Below are 17977 nucleotides of genomic sequence, written 5' to 3'. Positions count from 1 at the left end.
CCGTCGTACTCTCAGAGGAGCCGTCTGATGCGCCGGCCTTACCTTCTAGCAACAGCCGCAGGACTCGCCCTTGCCTGTTCGCCGCTCATCGCTCATGCACAGTTTGCTCCCGCAGGGGCTGGCGGCGGAACCTTCCTCGTCAGTTCCTGGGCCAGGAAATGCGAGCGAGCCCACCGAAAACTCTCCGAAAAGTCAGAGCTACTTCGCAGGACCGTCGCCCTATATGCCCCGCAGGCTCCTGGCGTAAACGCAGCCAACCTGCCGGACATTGAGTCAATCGATCCCTCGCAGGTCCCGGCCATGGCTCCGCAGCAGAGTGCCAATCCGGCACGTGGAGACTGGGTTGCTTACGGACGTGACGATCATCAGACGCGATACTCTCCGCTTTCGGAAATCACGCCTGAGAACGCAAGCAAGCTCAAGGTCGCTTTCGTCTACCACACGGGGAGTTATCCGCGTCCGGGACAGGTGAACAAATGGGCCGCCGAAACCACGCCGATCAAGGTTGGTGACGGTCTCTACACATGTTCCGCCATGAACGACATCATCAAGCTGGATCCGGCTACGGGTAAGCAGATCTGGCGTCGGAACGTGGATGTCAAATACCACTCCATTCCCTATACCGCTGCCTGTAAGGGTGTGACGTATTTCACGTCCTCCGTGGTGCCGGAAGGCCAGCCCTGCCACAATCGCCTTATCGAAGGCACGCTGGATATGCGTCTGATTGCGGTTGACGCGGAGACAGGGGATTTCTGCCCTAATTTCGGTCATGGTGGTCAGGTCAACCTGATGCAGGGTCTGGGTGAGTCTGTTCCGGGCTTCGTCTCCATGACGGCACCTCCACCGGTCATCAACGGCGTCGTGGTTGTAAACCACGAAGTGCTCGACGGTCAGCGCCGCTGGGCTCCGTCCGGTGTGATCCGTGGTTACGATGCTGAAAGTGGCAAATTCGTATGGGCCTGGGACGTCAACAATCCGGACGATCACAGCCAGCCTACGGGTAACCGTCATTACAGCCGTGGAACGCCGAATTCCTGGGCTACCCTGACAGGCGACAACGAGGAGGGTCTCGTTTACGTCCCGACAGGGAACTCTGCTGCTGACTATTACAGCGCCCTGCGTAGTGATGCTGAAAACAAGGTGTCCTCCGCTGTTGTCGCCATTGACGTCAAGACGGGTTCTCCGCGCTGGGTCTTCCAGACGGCTCATAAGGACGTCTGGGATTATGACATCGGTTCACAGGCGACCCTGATGGATATGCCTGGCCCGGATGGCCAGACGGTTCCTGCTCTCATCATGCCGACCAAGCGTGGCCAGACGTTCGTGCTTGACCGTCGTACCGGCAAGCCAATTCTGCCGGTTGAAGAACGCCCAGCTCCGTCCCCTGGTGTTATTCCGGGTGACCCGCGTTCTCCGACGCAGCCATGGTCCGTCGGGATGCCGGCCCTTCGCGTGCCGGATCTGAAAGAGACAGACATGTGGGGTATGTCCCCCATCGATCAGCTCTTCTGCCGTATCAAGTTCCGCCGTGCGAACTATGTGGGTGAGTTCACACCACCGAGCGTTGACAAGCCGTGGATTGAATATCCGGGCTATAACGGTGGCAGTGACTGGGGCTCCATGTCCTATGATCCGCAGTCCGGCATCCTGATTGCGAACTGGAACATCACACCGATGTACGACCAGCTCGTAACCCGCAAGAAGGCAGACTCCCTCGGCCTGATGCCGATCGATGACCCCAACTTCAAGCCAGGTGGCGGTGGTGCCGAAGGTAACGGCGCCATGGACGGAACGCCTTACGGTATCGTCGTGACACCGTTCTGGGATCAGTACACGGGCATGATGTGCAACCGTCCGCCCTACGGTATGATCACAGCCATCGACATGAAGCACGGCCAGAAGGTTCTGTGGCAGCATCCGCTCGGAACGGCTCGCGCCAACGGTCCATGGGGTCTGCCAACAGGTCTGCCATGGGAAATCGGCACTCCGAACAATGGTGGTTCGGTTGTGACCGGTGGCGGTCTGATCTTCATCGGTGCGGCAACGGATAACCAGATCCGCGCGATTGATGAACACACTGGCAAGGTTGTCTGGAGCGCAGTCCTCCCCGGCGGCGGTCAGGCCAATCCGATGACGTATGAAGCCAATGGTCACCAGTACGTTGCCATCATGGCTGGCGGTCATCACTTCATGATGACGCCAGTGTCTGACCAGCTTGTGGTTTACGCACTGCCGGATGCCATCAAGCAGTAATTAAGTCCTGTGGCGGATGTGTCATGCATATCCGCCACACTCCATCGTCAGAAGGAGACTTTCGTGCTAGCCATGCAGGGAAGTCTCCTTTTGACGTTTTTGGCTCTTTCCAGCGAGCGGGCAGTCTGAAACGGGGCTTCGTCTGGCTCGTACTTTCAGAATGGCTCGTCGCACCCTCATGACTGCCCACTCCCCCGTTATCTTGCAGGTTCTGCCAGCCCTCAGCACGGGCGGCCTGGAGCGGGGAGCTATTGAAATTGCGGCTGCCATCACACAGGCTGGTGGCAAGGCCATTGTCGCTTCGAAGACGGGTCCTCTTCTTGTGCAACTCCGCCACGTCGGAGCAGTGCATGTGCCGCTGGATCTCAAATCGAAATCGCCGTTTTCTGTTCGGCGCCGTGCCCGTGAACTCCAGAAACTGATCCGGGAGCAGCAGGTTGATCTGGTTCACGCCCGGTCCCGTATTCCGGCATGGGCCGCCTGGCTCGCCTGCCGCCGCGAGAACATTCCTTTCGTGACAACGTGGCATGGCGTCCACGAGGCTGGCTGGTGGGGCAAGAAATTCTACAATTCGGTGCTGGCCCGGGGTGCAAGGGTCATCGCAATTTCGCACTACATTTCCGGGCGTCTTTCAGGGCAGTACGGCGTTCAGGCAGATCGTCTTCGAACCATTCCGCGTGGTGCCGATCCACTCCTCTTCAATCCCGCAGCCATCTCGGGTGAGCGCATCCAGAAGCTGGCCGAAACATGGACCATCCCGCATGGTGCCCATGTCATTCTGATGCCTGCGCGTCTGACGGCATGGAAGGGTCAACGCGTTCTGGTGGACGCATTGGCCCTCTTGAAGCAGACGGCTCTTGAACCCTGGATCTGTGTTCTTGCCGGGCCAGAAACGGACCGGAAGTTCGCACGCTCGCTTGGGCAGCGTGTAAGGGAACTGGGCTTGGAAGAGTGTGTCCGTTTTGGTGGAACCTGTCAGGACATGCCTGCAGCCTATGCGTTGGCAACGGTTGTGGTGGCTCCTTCCCTGCGTCCGGAGCCTTTTGGCCGTACTCTGGTTGAAGCCCAGATGATGGGAAAGCCTGTGATCGGGACGGCACAGGGCGCCATGATGGAGACTGTCCTTCCCGGCCAGACCGGGCTGGTTGTCCCGCCAGACAATCCAAAGGCCCTGGCGGAAGCTCTCGCGGCCACGCTTTCGATTGATGACGAGACACGGGCATACCTCGCCGAGAATGCCCGCCAGCACGTCTTGCAGAATTATACGATCCGGCAGATGCAGTCCGCGACGCTCGGTGTATATGACGAGTTGCTTGGAACGCACCTTCGAGCGTCTTTCGATGGACAGAATGATGACACCTGACAGCTCCGAAAACGATAAACAGCCCGTCCACCTGACGGACAAGGCAAAGGCCGCCCGGGATGCCCGTGCAGAGCGGGAAGCCAAAGCTCTTCGTGCCAATCTGCTGCGCCGTAAGCAGCAACAACGTATCCGTCCGGCAACGCCTTCGTCCTCCTCAGAAAACTGAGCCTGAGGGTGAAATTTCGTCTGGCAACTCCCACGCCGCAGGAACTGGCTCTGACAGGGGTGACGGCCCTGTGGGGCGGAACGTTTCTCGTTCTGCATCTCGCCATGCAACATAGCGGACCACTCTTCTTCGTAGGTGTGCGGTTTCTGATGGCTGCTTTTATGGTCGCCTGCCTGGCGGGAAAGCATATGGCTGGTGTGACCCGACGGGAAATCCGCTCCGGGTTCATCATCGGTATAGCGCTCTCGGTTGGATATGTGTTCCAGAGTGCTGGCTTACAGTTTGTCAGCAGCAGTCGATCGGCGTTCATTACGGCGCTTTATGTTCCCCTGGTGCCTCTGTTTCAGTGGGCAATCCTGCGCAAGCCTCCCCATTTCATGAGCTGGATTGGTATAGGTCTGGCTTTTGCTGGCCTGATTGCTCTGGCTGGTCCGGAGGCTCTGAATCTGACATTCAGCCATGGTGATCTTCTGACGGTTCTCGCAGCCTGCGCGGTTGCAAGCGAGATTGTGCTGATCAGTCTATTTGCTCAAGGCGTGGATAGCCGCCGAATCACGGTGTGCCAGCTTGCCGGAGGCGGTTTGTTCGCCCTGTTGCTCATGCCGATCATGGGAGAGCACGTCCCGGCTTTCTCGTGGATCTGGGTTGCGTGCGCCGCAGCGCTGGGGAGCCTCAGTGCATTGGTGCAGCTTGTCATGAACTGGGCCCAAAAATCCGTGCCCCCTTCAAAAGCCGCTATTATTTATGCTGGCGAGCCTGTCTGGGGCGGTCTGGTGGGCTGGATTGCGGGGGATCAGCTTCCAGCCACGACTCTTCTCGGGGCGGGTTTGATTGTCTGTGGGGTGCTGGCCAGCGAAATGAGACCGCGTTGGCTTGTCAAAAGGCAACAGCACCTCACGGAAAATGGCTGAACCGACACATTGCGTGATCGGGCTGCTATCGGTAGAGCAGATCGATCCCCACGCGTAGGAGTTAATGCGTCCATGCCGATCATGCCTGATACCTGGATCCGCCAGATGGCCAAAGAACACGGCATGATCGAACCGTTTGTGGAAAACCAGAAACGGGAAGGCGTTATTTCCTACGGTCTGTCGTCCTATGGTTACGATGCTCGCGTCGCTGAAGATTTCAAGATCTTCACGGATGTTGACAGTGCCATCGTGGACCCGAAGAATTTTGCAGCAAACAGCTTCGTAACGCGAACGGGGGACATCACGATTCCCCCGAACAGCTTCGCGCTGGCGCATACGGTGGAATACTTCCGCATCCCGCGGGACACGCTGGTTGTCTGCCTCGGCAAGTCCACCTATGCCCGCTGCGGCATCATCGTGAATGTCACACCGCTGGAGCCGGAGTGGGAGGGGCAGGTCACGATCGAGATCAGCAACACCACGCCGCTGCCAGCCCGCATCTACGCCAATGAAGGGATCTGCCAGTTCCTGTTCTTCCAGGGCGCGAGCCCCTGTGAAGTCAGCTATGCAGATCGTGCCGGTAAATACATGCGCCAGTCTGGCGTAACGACGCCTCGCCTGTAAGGAGCGCATAGTTATGGATCGTTTCATTATTCGCGGTGGCCGTCGCCTTGTGGGCGAAATCGAGATCGGCGGTGCGAAAAATTCCGGCCTCAAGCTCATGGTGGCCGGCCTGCTGACGGCCGAGCGCCTCGTCCTGTCCAACGTGCCGCAGATTGCCGACATCAAGACGATGCGCAACCTGCTGACACGTCTGGGCATTGCGGTTGACGATGCTGGTCCGCGCACGTTGTCCATTGGTGGCGAGATTGCCTCTGTCGAAGCGCCATACGACGTCGTTTCCAAGATGCGCGCCTCCATTCTCGTGCTTGGTCCGCTGCTGGCGCGTGCGCGTGAAGCCAAGGTCTCGCTCCCGGGCGGCTGCGCAATTGGAACGCGTCCGGTGGACATGCATCTCAAGGGTCTTGAGGCGCTGGGTGCTGAAATTCGTCTGGAAAATGGCTATATCAACGCGCGTGCTCCGAATGGCCTGAAGGGCGATCGGATCGTCCTGCCGTTTGCCAGTGTGGGTGCGACCGAGAACCTGCTTATGGCCTCTACGCTGGCCAAGGGGCGCACCGAGATCATGAATGCCGCGCGTGAGCCGGAAATTACCGATCTGGTGAACTGCCTGAATGCGATGGGCGCAAAAATCACGGGTGCCGGATCGGGTACGTTGATCATCGAAGGTGTTGAAGCCCTTCACGGTGCAGAATATGCCGTCATGCCGGACCGTATCGAATGCGGCACCTATGCCTGTGCTGCGGGCATCACCGGAGGCGATCTGCTGCTGGTTGGCGGCTGTGCAGATGATCTTGGCGCTGTTGTTCGCACGCTGGAAGAAACCGGCGTGGAAGTGACGGAAGAGGCTCGTGGTCTGCGCGTGCGTCGAACGGGCCGTCTTCAGGGCGTGGACATCATGACGGAGCCGTATCCTGGCTTCCCGACAGATATGCAGGCCCAGTTCATGGCCATGTTGTCCGTGGCTGAAGGCGCTTCCATGATTACGGAAACGATCTTCGAAAACCGCTTCATGCATGTTCCCGAACTGAACCGGATGGGCGCGCGGATCAATCCGCATGGCCGTTCCGCCATTATCCGTGGGGTGGAAAAGCTCTCTGGCGCGCCGGTCATGGCGACCGATCTTCGGGCGTCTTTCTCTTTGATCCTTGCCGGCCTGGCGGCTGAAGGGGAGACGCAGCTCAGCCGTATTTATCATCTTGATCGCGGTTATGAGGGTGTGGATCGCAAGCTTGCAGCCTGCGGTGCAGATATTGCTCGCGTTTCAGATTGATCTGACTGTAGCGTCTCAAAAAGGCCCCTATCCTGAAAAGGACAGGGGCCTTTTTTTTGTTTCTGACGCGCGGAGGTGCATGCACAAACATGCATCGGCATGAAACGTCTTTCCATCGTCATGCGTACTATTCTGACCAGACAGTCAGAAGGACCAGAATATGCCGATCCCGACACTCACCCTAAATGATGGTACCACGTTTCCAGCCATGACGTTCGGAACATACAAGCTGAATGGTGCCGCGGGTGTTGAGGCGATGAAAAGTGCCCTGAATGTTGGCTATGACGCGCTGGATAGTGCTTTTAATTATGAAAACGAAGGAGCCGTTGGTCGTGCCGTGAAGGAAAGTGGGCGTGACCGCAAGACGTTACGGATCGCTTCAAAGCTACCCGGGCGACACCATGCCTATGACGAGGCTCTGACGACGATTGAAGAGTCCCTGTATCGCGCGCAGGTGGACTATTACGACCTGTATTACATCCACTGGCCGAACCCGAAGCAGGGCAAATATGTGGAAGCCTGGAAAGCCCTGATTGAGGCTAAGAAGCGGGGGCAAATCCGCTCCATTGCCGTGTGCAACTTCCTGCCAGAGCATCTGGAACGCCTTGAAGCTGAGACGGGCGTGCTGCCGTCCATCAACCAGATCGAACTTCACCCCTATTTTCCGCAGGATGAAATGCGGAAATGGAATCATGATCATGGGATCGTCACGCAGGCTTGGAGTCCATTGGGGCGTGCCAATGATCTGCTGACCAACCCACTATTGGAGAAGATCGCAAAGAGGGTTGGAAAGGGTGTCGGTCAGGTCATCCTGCGCTGGCATCATCAGCTTGGGTCTGTTCCGATTCCCAAATCGGCAACACCGAAACGACAGATAGAAAACAGGTCCATTTTTGACTTCACCCTGACGGATGAAGACATGGCAGCGATTGCCACGCTGGCTCGCCCTGACGGGCGCCTCAAGAATCAGGATCCTGCTGTTTACGAAGAGTTCTGAGAACATGCGGGCTTCCAGAAACGGAAGCCCCTTTTTTGTTTTATCCGCGTGTCAGGGCGCGTTGAAACAGATTGTTCGTCCAGTTCATGGCCTGAAGGAAGAGGGCAGCATCAAAGCGCGGTGCGCCGTCGCGCAGGAAAGCATGTTGACCGTTGACCTCATGCCATTCCAGCGCAACGCCAGCGTCTTCCAGTCGATCCCGGATAATCCGGCGCCCCGCATAGGGGACATGAGGGTCAGACTGACCCCAGACCATCATCAGCTCACCCTTGATGTCCGTGGCCCTGGCAAGGGAATCATCGGACTTTCCTGCGCCGAGCGTTGCTGAGTGTAGATCCGTCGCATAGAAACAGGCCGTCGCGCGAATGGCAGGGTGAAGCGCTGCACGGTAGGCAAGATGACCGCCAAGACAGACGCCGAAAGCCCCGATGGCACCAGTGCAGAGAGGATTTTCCTGTAACCATGCAATGATTGCTGCCGTGTCACTGTCGAAGGCAGAAACTGGCTTGGTATATTTCAGGTTATTCCCCCGGTCCGTTCCTTCCTTGTCATAGGCGAGGGCCGTCCCGGCGGGTTCATACTCATGATAAACTTCGGGAATGGCGACGATATAGCCCTGACCCGCAATCATGGCACCAAGCCGTTCGATGGGGGCTGTCACCTGATAGATTTCTGAATACAGGATGACAGCGGGAAAACGCCCTTCCTGAACAGGGCGGAACACATGTACGCGCATGGAGCCGGTTGGCGTCTGAAGATCGACTGTTTCGTCAGTTTTGATGATCATGCGGCAATTCCGGTCCTGGAGATGGTTTCAGACAATCATGACCTGCTGCCAGGATATCAGGCAACAGGCCAGATCCTGTTCAGCGTGGAGAAATGACGTCTACCAGCGTCGCTGCTGTTCTACGATCCTGAAGGCTGATGCGCATTTCAACGAAGAGGCGCACGAACTCCGGATTGTCCGTCAGGCCCCAGCCTGCGAACACACTCATATCAAGCGCCTTGGCAGGGTCCGAAGAGCCAGCCAGCGCGCGGTCTTCTTTGCTGAGACGAGGCTCCGTGACCGGGAATTCCGTTCCCTTGTCATCAAACCCGCCGAGATAAGTGCAGTAGCAGGCCAACAGGAAGGCAATGCGGCGCATGTCGCCATTGTCTTGCACAACGGTCTCTGCTGTTGGGCGCACAAAGACGGGCAGCTTTGATGTGCTGTCAGAGGCAATTCGCAGAAGTTGGTCACTGACGGCCTTGTTGCGGAAACGCTGCAACAGGAGAGCGCCATATTCCGGCAGGCTCATCCCCGGCGGGGCGTTGAGCTGCGGTTCGGAATCGAAGCCGAGGAACTGCTGCAACAGGCGGAAGAGGTTCTCGTCCTCCATGGCTTCACTGACGAAGCGATACCCCATCAGCACGGCCGGAAGGGCCAGCATGGAGTGAGAGGCGTTGAGCATCCGGAGCTTTACCTGCTCGTAAGGCTCAACGTCATCCGTGAAGAGGACTCCAGTTTCCTCCCATGCCGGGCGACCTTCCGGAAACTTGTCTTCCACGACCCACTGAATGAAGTCTTCGCAGAAGAGGGGCGCGCGGTCTTCAATGCCGCTTTCCCGATCAAGGCGCTCGATGTCTGCCGGACCGACAGCAGGCGTGATGCGATCCACCATGCAGGACGGGAAGGCGACATTGCGTGAAATCCAGTCTGCCAGTTCGTCGTCTTTCAGACGTGCAAAGGACAGAACTGCGCGACGGGCTATCTCGCCATTGGAGGGAACGTTGTCACAGGACAGGATCGTGAAGGCATTCACGCCTGCCTCGCGCCTCAGGCGTAGGGATTCTGTCAGAATACCGAAGACGGTTTCCGGCACATCGCGCTTGAGATCATCGGTGATGGCGGGGTGATCGGTCATGAAGTGGCCGGCCTCATCCATGTAATAACCACCTTCCGTAATCGTCATGGTGACGATGCGAATGGCCGGATCGGTCAGGCGCTTCAGCGCTGCTGCACGGTCTGCGGGCGCGTGAATATATTCTACGAGAGACTTCACGACCCGGACGACATCAGCTCGGCCAGCCGGGCATTCCCGAAGCGTATAAAGACCGTTTTGAGCCTGAAGAGCCTCGGCTTTCTGCACTTCGGAAGGCACGTCCATCAGGCCGATGCCAACAATGCCCCAGCTTTCCTGACCGGGAAGGGCCAGGGCGCGATCCGTATAGACGGCCTGATGCGCACGATGGAAATTGCCGACACTGAGATGGGCAATCCCCGCAGTCACCTTCTGGCGATCATAGGGGGAGGTAAGAATGGTCTCTGGAAGATGAGCCAGAGTTTCCGAAGTCAGTTTCATGATGGTTCTTCCGAACGAAAGGCCCACCTCTTTTAAGAAGATGAAGTGATGAGGAAACTCTTTTTATTGAATATAAATTTTTTCTAATAATTCTCTCTATCTTGCGAGAATGATTTGAAAATAAATACTACTCAAATGCCACCTTCAGGTGCGTGCGGCATCGAAACAAACCCCGGAAGTGCTTCCACATTGTCAAGCCATTTGCGAATATTGGGATAAGGCTGAAGAGAAATTCCTCCTTCAGGAGCACGGGCCGTATAAGCGTAACAGGACAGATCCGCGAGCGTCGGTTGGTTGCCTGCCAGAAAAGACCGGTTGGCCAGTTCGCTTTCCATGAAAGGAAGGAGCTTTCCAGCTTTGGCCTGTGCGGGAGCAATCTCCTCCGGGCGCTTCCAGATTGTTGCAGCTCTCGCTATTGCCGGGCCATAGCGCAACTCCCCGGCCGCAATCGAAAACCATTTCTGGACATGCGCTGCACCCAGCGGGTCCTCTGGCAGCCAGTGACTGTCAGGTGCATAGGTTTTAGCCAGATACACGAGGATGGCATTGCTATCTGTGAGAATGATGCCCCCATCTTCAAAAACGGGAATCTGTCCCAGGGGATTGAGGCGCAGAACTTCCGGAGACTGCATGCTGGCCTCAACGAAGTCGTAGTCCAGCTTCAGAACAGACAGGAACAGCCTGACACGATGCACATGACCGGAAAGCGGAATTCCATAAAGGCGTCTGGTCATGATCTGCTCCTGCGTGTGAAAGAGCTGTAGTCTGCTGATCATGACGGATCAGTGCAACGGCTCTATGGTCTGCGTTCCTTTTTATGATTCAGGAGAGTCCAGCGTGAGTGCGCCTATCCATCGTCTGACCGTGGAAGATCTTCTGCCAACCGTGGAATCCGTCGTGTCTGCGGAAACGGACATGATTGCCAATATGGCCAACATCGCGGCCTTGCTGTTTGAAGCATTGCCGGACATCAACTGGTCAGGTTTTTATCTCTGGAAGGAAGATCAGCTCGTGCTCGGGCCATTTCAGGGGCGGTTGGCCTGCACGCGTATTCCGCCTGGGAAAGGTGTCTGCGGGACAGTCGCTCAACAGAAGACTACGCTTGTGGTCCCGGATGTGCACGCCTTTCCCGGACATATTGCCTGTGATGCCGCGTCAGCATCCGAAATCGTAATCCCGGTTCTCAAAAATGGTGCACTTGTGGGGGTTTTGGATATCGACAGCCCGATCAAGGACCGTTTTCAGGATGCCGACCGTATCCTGCTGGAAAAGATCGTCAGCGCCCTCGAAAAGACGCTGACAGCCTGATCTCTCAAGCCGGGACGTTTTCGCGCAGATGGCTCATCAGTTCGGGAACGTCTTCCACAACGGTGAAAAGTGAAAGCGTGTTCGAAGACGCAAAACCCTGTTCGACGGCATCGGTCAGGGTGCGGACAAGAGATTTCGCCCAGCCGCCGATATTGACGATGTAGATCGGGTCCTGATGCAGGCCGAGCTGCTTCCAGGTCAGGATTTCCATCAGTTCATCGAACGTGCCGAATCCGCCGGGAATGATGGCATACGCATCAGACAGCTCGAACATGCGGGCCTTGCGGCTATGCATGTTGGGGGTCACTTCAAGCTCCGTGACGCCCTTATGCATGACTTCCCGGTCGTGCAGGAAGCCGGGAATGACACCGATGACCTCCCCGCCGGCGTTCAGGGCTGCATCAGCCACCGTCCCCATCAAACCGACATGGCCGCCCCCGTAAATCAGCTTGATACCGTTCTGCGCCAGAGCTTTTCCAAGTTCGGATGCACCTTCTGCATAGACAGGGGAGTTGCCGAAGCGGGAGCCGCAGAAGACAGCGCAGGAGCGGATGGTCATGGAAGGCAGATCCTGTAACAAGCGGGCAGAACGCTCAGACGGCAGGCTTCCCTCTGAGCGAACGGCTGATGAGCACACCGACCAGACAGCACACCGCAGTCGTGCCGAACATGGTCTTGTAGCCAGCAAACTCGATGACCTGCCCGAGCACAAGGCCTGAACATGCAATCGCAAGATCAATGAAGATCGAATAGGCGCCCAGTGCCGCGCCACGGTTCTGCGGTCCAGCACTGTTAACGGCCAAAACGCCCAGTGCCGGGAAGAGCAGCGAGAAGCCGGCACCCGTTAGAGCAGCACCGATAAGAGCGGCACCCTGAGACGTGAAAATCGCCAGACAGGCCAGTCCTGCCGCCTCAATAAGCAGCGAGACAATGGCCACGAACACGCCACCACGTCGGGCAATCTGAGAGGCGAAGAAAAAGCGGATAACAACGAAGACGATGCCAAACACGGATAAGGCTGTTGCCGCACCTTCCCAGTGCAGAACGGCATAATAAAGCGCGAGGAAGGACGAGATGGCCCCGAATCCAATGGAACCGGCGGCAAGTGCCATACCATGCGGCAGAACCAGACGCAGGGCGCGGCTGAACGGAATTGGCTTCTCCGTCGTGGCCACGGGCTTCACCCCCTTGTAGAATCCGATCAGCGCCAGACCAATCAGCGGCAGGATGGCGGACAGGATGCCAACCGAGACGATCCCGCCATAGGGATGCGGCAGCAGGGACAGCTTGGCCCCGATTGGTGCGCCCAGCGCAATGCCACCGTAGGAACAGATTCCGTTCCAGGAAATGGCAATCGCTGTGTTCTCGGCCCCCGCGCGACGGATGTTCCATACAATCACACCGGTGGCCGCCCAACTCTCGGCCCAGCCGAGGAACAGACGGCTCAGAAGCAGAATTCCCAGCGAAAGAGCGGGAGTTTCGCCTGCCCATCCCGCGCCGAACATGAGAACACCTGAAATGAAACAGGTTACCAGACCACCAAGAACAACGGGCTTGGGGCCGATACTATCTACCAGTCGTCCCGCAGAGGGGCGGGCGGCAAACGTTGCCAGATACTGCAGGGAAAATGCCATGCCTGCGATTGCCGTGCTGTAGCCGAGAGTATGATGCACGAAGATCGTCAGGACGGCATTGGGAAGACCGATGACAATGTAGACCAGAAGATTGAAGAGGACGACGGTAAGAACTCGCTTCGTCGGTGAACTCACCGGCGTTTCTTCCGCACTCATGTCTTCAATCTCCTGTTCTGTTAAGTAACCAAATGGTTACATTACGTCCGACATAAAACAGTCTGGACCATTCGTCACGGTCAATGGACCCCTTAGGTCCAAAAAACAACATGATGTGATTCTGCAGGCGTCTCTACCCGCAGGATGTGCGTCTTAAAGCATGCCTTGCAGGCGGCTGGAGACCGTAGAGCAGACTTTCCGGCGGAGGGGCTCAGCCAGAGAGGACAGGGAATACTGCTGCGATGTGCTGGTCTGGTTGCTGATAGCCTGAAGAATGCCCTGCTGACCTGCACTGTAATCCGAACTTCCGGTCAGGCCCGGCTGCTGACTCGCCGTGGACAGGAGGCCTGAGGCTGCCCCGCCTGACGTGAGATTGTTCGTCACGCAGTAGTTCAGCACGCCGGCCAGATTGCCGGTGGACGTTGAAGACAGGTTCGGAAGACCCAGAGCCCCCGTGAGACCACCTGTTAGCTGAGAAGCGGTGCTCTGTGCAGCTGCTGTTGCAGCAGCCGTAGCGGCGGCCTGCGTTTCCGGGTTCTGGGCTGCGGATGTTTCAGAGGCACACCCTCCAAGAGACAGGGCGGCGATCGTCGCCAGCGCGCCAGCGGAGAGAAGAGCAGGCAGACGGAACGGAACCATGAATTTTCAACTCCTGTAAGAACAGCCAAGGAGCGCGGACAGGCCCCTTTTGCGTTCTAACAACGCTCAAAACAGGGAAAGTGAGCGAAAAACCTCAGGATTTTTGATGACCTCATTCTGAGGCTGTTCAAACAGAAGCTGCATTTGGGGAGTGGAGTCAGGAAGGGCGTCGTCCGTTCCTGCAAGGCTGGACATCGTCAGCCCCAGCAGGCGCACGCCCGGGGTAAGTGGGAAGAGGGGTGTGAACAGTGACTGTCCTACGTCAGCCAGAACAGCTTCGGAATTTACGGACGCAGGCAGGGTGCGAGCACGGGTAATCTGCCGGAAATCTGCGTATTTGACCTTGAGTGTGACTGTTCGGCCCGTGATCTGTTTCCGCTGGGCCTGCAGCCAGAGCTTGGTAGCAATCAGTCCGAGGGCCGTACGGGCTGCGTTCTCGTCCTTCAGGTCGCTCAGATAGGTCTGTTCCGTACCCAGAGACTTGCGTTCACGATTGACCACAACAGGCCGCTCATCAATGCCGCGTGAGATTCCATGATAGAACAGGGCCGATTTTCCGAAATATCGCGTCAGGGTCGGGAGGTCCAGCTTCCTTAGATCAGCTCCCGTTTCGATGCCCAGGGCCCGCATTTTTCGGGCAGTTGCGGGACCGATGCCATGAAATTGGTCTACTGCCAGACCAGCCACGAAGTCTGGCCCCATCCGCGGTGTAATCACGAACAGTCCGTCAGGTTTGCGGTAATCGGAGGCCAGTTTGGCTAAAAACCGGTTGTAAGACACGCCTGCTGAGGCGGTTAGCCCGGTTTCCTTGCGGATGTCTGTACGGATACTTTCGGCAACCAAAGTCGCTGATCCATACGCGCCCAGATAATCCGTCAGATCAAGATAGGCTTCATCAAGCGACAGCGGCTGAATGAGTGGCGTGTAGCGGGCAAAGATTTCATGGATCTGGGCGGAAACGGTACGGTAAACGTCAAAGCGTGCCGGTACGAAAACCAGATCCGGACAGAGCCGCTTCGCCGTCAGGGACGGCATGGCCGAGCGCACGCCGAAAGGGCGCGCCTCATAACTGGCGGCCGCAACAACGCCACGCGCTTCGCCTCGCCCGACCGCAAGGGGGCGACCTCGCAGGGACGGGTTATCTCGCTGTTCGACAGACGCGTAAAAAGCGTCCATGTCGATATGCACGATCCGGCGGGACTCCATCCCCATAGTGTCGCCGATCAACAGGAACGAAACAAGATCGGATCAGCCCATGAGCATCGAAGACGCCCGCCGCGCCGCCGGCTTCCAGACCGTTTCGACCCGTCTTGCCTACAGCAATCCATGGACGGCTGTGCGTGAAGACATCATCATTCATCCCAACGGCAAAAAGGGCCTGTACGGCATTGTTGAGCGGGGAGAGTTCGTCGTGATCCTGCCCATGCACGCCGATGGCCGCATCACGCTGATCCAGCAGTTTCGCTATCCTGTCGGGGAACGTTTGCTCGAACTGCCGATGGGCATGTGGGAGACGAAAGAGAACGTCGATCCCGTGGAGCTGGCTCTGGGTGAACTCAGGGAAGAAACCGGCCTGCGTGCTGGCGAGATGATCCACGCGGGAACGATGTATCAGGGTGCAGGCTATTCCAACCAGAAAGGCCATGTCTTTCTGGCGTCCAATCTCACTCGGGGCGAGACAGAGCTGGAAGAAACCGAGCAGGACATCACCACACAGGATATGACGCTGGCGGAGTTCGAAGCTCTGATCGCTCGGGGCGAGCTCAAATGCATGGTGTCCCTGGCGGCCTTCGCGCTGATTCGCGCGAAGGGCCTGATTTGAAAACCCGGTCTGAAAACCGGCTTCAGATCACGGGATCAAGGAACACGACCGTCGAGCCGCCGCCTTCAACCAGCGTCTTGATGGCCTGATTGAAGACGCGGCCATGCTCGGTCCCCATATGAGCCTTGAAGGCGTCTTCGTCGCGGTAGGTTTCCTCGACGTGAAAGACGTCCGGGTTGTCTGCCAGTGTGTGAACGACAAACCGCTCACATCCCGGTTCTGCCCGGACATCTGCGGCCAGGCCGACGAGAAGGTCACGGACTTTTTCGCGGTAGCCGGGGAGGGCTTTCATCGTAGCGTACAGGGATTTCGGCATGGATCTGGATCCGCTTCAAATGAGTGAGGCGCCTGTGGGCACGCCTCCTCAATGAGCCGCCTGCGTTCATCCTTCAAGACTAGACGCGTTCAACCTTTTTCGATCAGCTCCTGACAGCGCATGAACGAGAGTTTTTCGCGGAAAATGAACAGGACATAATAGTCCAGTTCACGGCTGCGGGTTTTCGTGGTGCGGGTATAGAATGGATACACGTCCAGCGGCCCCTGTAGCCCTGCGGGGGGTGGGTCCGCTTTCAGGATGCAGTCCACCCGGAAGAGCGGCATGTAAACCGCATCCTCGCCGGGGTTGCGGCGGACGTGCCAGAGATTGCGCCGGAATTTCTTCAGCCTGTCCGGCAGCACAAAAACCATGGATTTTTCAATAAAACCGGGCGGAAAGACATCCGGCCGGTAGTACTGCATGTCGTCTGGCATGTTGCAGAAGTAGGGGTAGTCCTGAACAATCATGACCACCCCTTAAGGCATCTGATCAGGCAGACGAAGGGGCCTCAGTTTTCTGAAGGCTTTTCGGCGTCGGCTTTACCGCTGATTTCGTCAGCAGCCCGGTGCAGGATCGTCACGATGCGACGAAGTTCGTCTCCACTCGCCCCACGACGGGACTTCAGGGCCATTTTCAGAGCCAGACGCGCTTCATGAAAGTCCTGTCCCAGACTCGGATCGAGGTCATTCACACCGCTGAATGCATCCCGGACTTCCGACATCCGGGCGCCGATCCGGGCCAGAACCTCGAGAATACGAGTCGCCTGTTCCCGATTGGCTTCGTAATGCGCACGACCCTCATCCGTCAGGCTGTAGAGCTTGCGATTACCGTCCTGTGTAACGGCCGTCAGACCAGCTTCTTCAAGATAGGTGAGGGATGGGTAAATGACGCCGGGGCTTGGCTTGTAAAAACCGCCTGAATGCTCTTCAAGGCGCCGGATCAGCTCGTAACCATGGGCAGGCTGGTCGTGCAGCAGGGCCTCAATCACAACCTGAAGCTCTTCCGCTGTCAGCTTGCGACCACGGCCAAAGGCTTCATCGCCGAATCCTCCGCCAAAGCGGCCACCGCCACCCCGTGAGCCACGGCCGCCGAAAAAGCCTCGTCCACCCCGTCCGCCGAAGCGTCGGTCTTCATGTCCCTGGCGGGAGCGTTCTTCACTGGACTCCGGGCGACCGCGCATTTTTTCTTCGTCACTGGCTGTTGTTTCGCCACGGATTTTTCTGCCTCCGTGATGCGTGTGTCTACCGAAGCCGAAACCCCGGGAGAACTTGGAGAAACCGCGCTCTGCACGGTGAGTATCATGTTTGAACATTCTGTTTTCTTTCATTCGATATGTCGTACGATATGATATCTTAAGATATATCTTCAAGAGATTCTTTTTCAAATTCTGGCGGCGCCATAGCCGCGGGCCGTTTCCGCTGGTATCCGGCGGAGATGGGTAGCCCGATCTCCACCCCTCCTGATCCCGGATTGCGACGCACGTTCCGTCAGCTCGTGCCGTGGCGCGCTGCCCTGACCATTGGGGCCATGCTGGTGTTCGTAGCCCTGTTGCAGCGCCTGCCTGTGATCCATCGTTTGCTGGAGAATGCACCCCACTGGCACGAGACGCCGTATGCTCCGCTCTGGTTTCTGTTGCTGGCGGTGCCGTATTGCGCGTGTGGCCTGCCCAGGCAGGCGCTTTGTATTGCGGCGGGTCTGGCCTTTGGAGTCTGGGGCGGTCTGGGGTTGTGTTCCCTGGCGTATATGATGGGGGCAATCGCGGCATATGGCTGGGCACGGGCACTTTCACCCATAAAATTCCGCCAGAGGTTGCATGATCGACTGCAAAAGAATTATGCAGCGCTGGCAAGAACGCTACATCGCAAGCCGTTCCGCGCAGTTCTGACCCTTCGGCTCATGCCTGTCGGGTCTGCGTTGCTGGTGTCCATGGCTGCGGGACTTTTTGAACTTTCAGTACCGGCCTTTGCGTTGGCCACTCTTCTCGGCGGCCTGCCCCAGAACCTCGTGTTTGTTCTTGTGGGGGCGGGAACCCGGATTGGTCATGTGGTCCAGCTTGGTCTTGCCGGGGGACTGTTTGTGGTCTCTGGCGCTCTTGGGGCGATGCTCCTGCGACATGCAGATGAATAAGCGTTCAGAAAGCGCAGAATTCTGAACGATTGGCCAGTTCTATCCGTTC

At 57.5% G+C, this 17977-nt stretch carries 19 protein-coding genes and 1 pseudogene; 10 read left to right on the top strand and 10 right to left on the bottom strand.

Going from position 1 to position 17977, the window contains the following annotated elements:
• The first annotated feature begins 27 nt into the window (after positions 1 to 27).
• From B7444_RS06775 to B7444_RS06750, 7 genes and pseudogenes are all read left to right on the top strand, one after another.
• A pseudogene (locus B7444_RS06775) lies at positions 28 to 2253 on the top strand (pyrroloquinoline quinone-dependent dehydrogenase).
• A gap of 160 nt (positions 2254 to 2413) precedes the next feature.
• Positions 2414 to 3616: a glycosyltransferase family 4 protein gene (locus B7444_RS06770; RefSeq protein WP_007281751.1), complete on the top strand. Its 1203-nt coding sequence runs from the start codon at positions 2414 to 2416 to the stop codon at positions 3614 to 3616.
• A complete protein-coding gene (locus B7444_RS16340) occupies positions 3603 to 3782 on the top strand; it encodes a hypothetical protein (RefSeq protein WP_146911251.1) in 180 nt (59 codons plus the stop codon). The genes B7444_RS06770 and B7444_RS16340 overlap by 14 nt, the downstream gene beginning before the upstream one ends.
• A gap of 8 nt (positions 3783 to 3790) precedes the next feature.
• Positions 3791 to 4693 carry a DMT family transporter gene (locus B7444_RS06765; protein WP_007281749.1) on the top strand — a complete coding sequence of 301 codons (903 nt, stop codon included), beginning with the start codon at positions 3791 to 3793 and terminating at the stop codon, positions 4691 to 4693.
• Positions 4694 to 4765: 72 nt separating this feature from the next.
• Positions 4766 to 5317 carry a dCTP deaminase gene (dcd, locus tag B7444_RS06760; RefSeq protein ID WP_007281748.1) on the top strand — a complete coding sequence of 184 codons (552 nt, stop codon included), beginning with the start codon at positions 4766 to 4768 and terminating at the stop codon, positions 5315 to 5317.
• Between the two features lie 13 nt (positions 5318 to 5330).
• Positions 5331 to 6587, top strand: a complete 1257-nt coding sequence (gene murA / locus B7444_RS06755) for a UDP-N-acetylglucosamine 1-carboxyvinyltransferase (protein WP_007281747.1) — start codon at positions 5331 to 5333, stop codon at positions 6585 to 6587.
• Positions 6588 to 6747: 160 nt separating this feature from the next.
• Complete coding sequence (locus B7444_RS06750; RefSeq protein WP_007281745.1) at positions 6748 to 7584, top strand: aldo/keto reductase; 837 nt, start codon at positions 6748 to 6750, stop codon at positions 7582 to 7584.
• Between the two features lie 40 nt (positions 7585 to 7624).
• On the opposite strand, the gene B7444_RS06745 is transcribed toward B7444_RS06750, so the two are convergent.
• From B7444_RS06745 to B7444_RS06735, 3 genes are all read right to left on the bottom strand, one after another.
• A complete protein-coding gene (locus B7444_RS06745; protein ID WP_035729422.1) occupies positions 7625 to 8371 on the bottom strand; it encodes a dienelactone hydrolase family protein in 747 nt (248 codons plus the stop codon).
• Between the two features lie 79 nt (positions 8372 to 8450).
• Complete coding sequence (locus B7444_RS06740) at positions 8451 to 9926, bottom strand: mannitol dehydrogenase family protein (protein WP_035729420.1); 1476 nt, start codon at positions 9924 to 9926, stop codon at positions 8451 to 8453.
• 131 nt (positions 9927 to 10057) lie between these two features.
• Positions 10058 to 10702: a glutathione S-transferase family protein gene (locus B7444_RS06735; RefSeq protein WP_007281741.1), complete on the bottom strand. Its 645-nt coding sequence runs from the start codon at positions 10700 to 10702 to the stop codon at positions 10058 to 10060.
• A 61-nt stretch (positions 10703 to 10763) separates the two neighbouring features.
• Here B7444_RS06735 and B7444_RS06730 point away from each other — a divergent pair, with 61 nt between their 5' ends.
• Positions 10764 to 11234, top strand: a complete 471-nt coding sequence (locus B7444_RS06730; protein ID WP_029495729.1) for a GAF domain-containing protein — start codon at positions 10764 to 10766, stop codon at positions 11232 to 11234.
• Positions 11235 to 11238: 4 nt separating this feature from the next.
• On the opposite strand, the gene B7444_RS06725 is transcribed toward B7444_RS06730, so the two are convergent.
• The 4 genes from B7444_RS06725 to dinB all read right to left on the bottom strand — a co-directional run bounded on the left by B7444_RS06725 (position 11239) and on the right by dinB (position 14869).
• Positions 11239 to 11793, bottom strand: coding sequence for an LOG family protein (locus B7444_RS06725; RefSeq protein ID WP_016737876.1), 555 nt, complete (start codon positions 11791 to 11793; stop codon positions 11239 to 11241).
• 34 nt (positions 11794 to 11827) lie between these two features.
• Entirely contained in the window at positions 11828 to 13024 is a 1197-nt protein-coding gene (locus B7444_RS06720) for an MFS transporter (protein ID WP_007281738.1), read from the bottom strand.
• A 153-nt stretch (positions 13025 to 13177) separates the two neighbouring features.
• Positions 13178 to 13663, bottom strand: coding sequence for a DUF2501 domain-containing protein (locus B7444_RS06715; protein WP_007281737.1), 486 nt, complete (start codon positions 13661 to 13663; stop codon positions 13178 to 13180).
• 66 nt (positions 13664 to 13729) lie between these two features.
• Positions 13730 to 14869 carry a DNA polymerase IV gene (gene dinB, locus B7444_RS06710; RefSeq protein WP_007281736.1) on the bottom strand — a complete coding sequence of 380 codons (1140 nt, stop codon included), beginning with the start codon at positions 14867 to 14869 and terminating at the stop codon, positions 13730 to 13732.
• Positions 14870 to 14918: 49 nt separating this feature from the next.
• Between dinB and B7444_RS06705 the strand changes: the two genes are divergently transcribed.
• The gene (locus B7444_RS06705) at positions 14919 to 15485 is read left to right on the top strand and encodes an NUDIX domain-containing protein (protein ID WP_007281735.1); all 567 of its coding nucleotides are present in this window, start codon (positions 14919 to 14921) and stop codon (positions 15483 to 15485) included.
• A gap of 22 nt (positions 15486 to 15507) precedes the next feature.
• On the opposite strand, the gene B7444_RS06700 is transcribed toward B7444_RS06705, so the two are convergent.
• From B7444_RS06700 to B7444_RS06690, 3 genes are all read right to left on the bottom strand, one after another.
• Entirely contained in the window at positions 15508 to 15801 is a 294-nt protein-coding gene (locus tag B7444_RS06700) for a putative quinol monooxygenase (protein ID WP_007281734.1), read from the bottom strand.
• An 89-nt stretch (positions 15802 to 15890) separates the two neighbouring features.
• A complete protein-coding gene (locus tag B7444_RS06695; RefSeq protein ID WP_035729417.1) occupies positions 15891 to 16268 on the bottom strand; it encodes a hypothetical protein in 378 nt (125 codons plus the stop codon).
• 41 nt (positions 16269 to 16309) lie between these two features.
• Positions 16310 to 17113 carry a PadR family transcriptional regulator gene (locus B7444_RS06690; RefSeq protein ID WP_035729413.1) on the bottom strand — a complete coding sequence of 268 codons (804 nt, stop codon included), beginning with the start codon at positions 17111 to 17113 and terminating at the stop codon, positions 16310 to 16312.
• A gap of 122 nt (positions 17114 to 17235) precedes the next feature.
• Between B7444_RS06690 and B7444_RS06685 the strand changes: the two genes are divergently transcribed.
• Positions 17236 to 17928: a TVP38/TMEM64 family protein gene (locus B7444_RS06685; protein ID WP_007281731.1), complete on the top strand. Its 693-nt coding sequence runs from the start codon at positions 17236 to 17238 to the stop codon at positions 17926 to 17928.
• Positions 17929 to 17977: the final 49 nt, after the last annotated feature.

This window comes from Gluconobacter thailandicus F149-1 = NBRC 100600 (assembly GCF_000964465.1).
Classification (GTDB): domain Bacteria; phylum Pseudomonadota; class Alphaproteobacteria; order Acetobacterales; family Acetobacteraceae; genus Gluconobacter; species Gluconobacter thailandicus.
The sequence above is the reverse complement of the archived record's forward strand: the minus strand, read 5'-3'. Positions and strand labels throughout refer to the sequence as shown.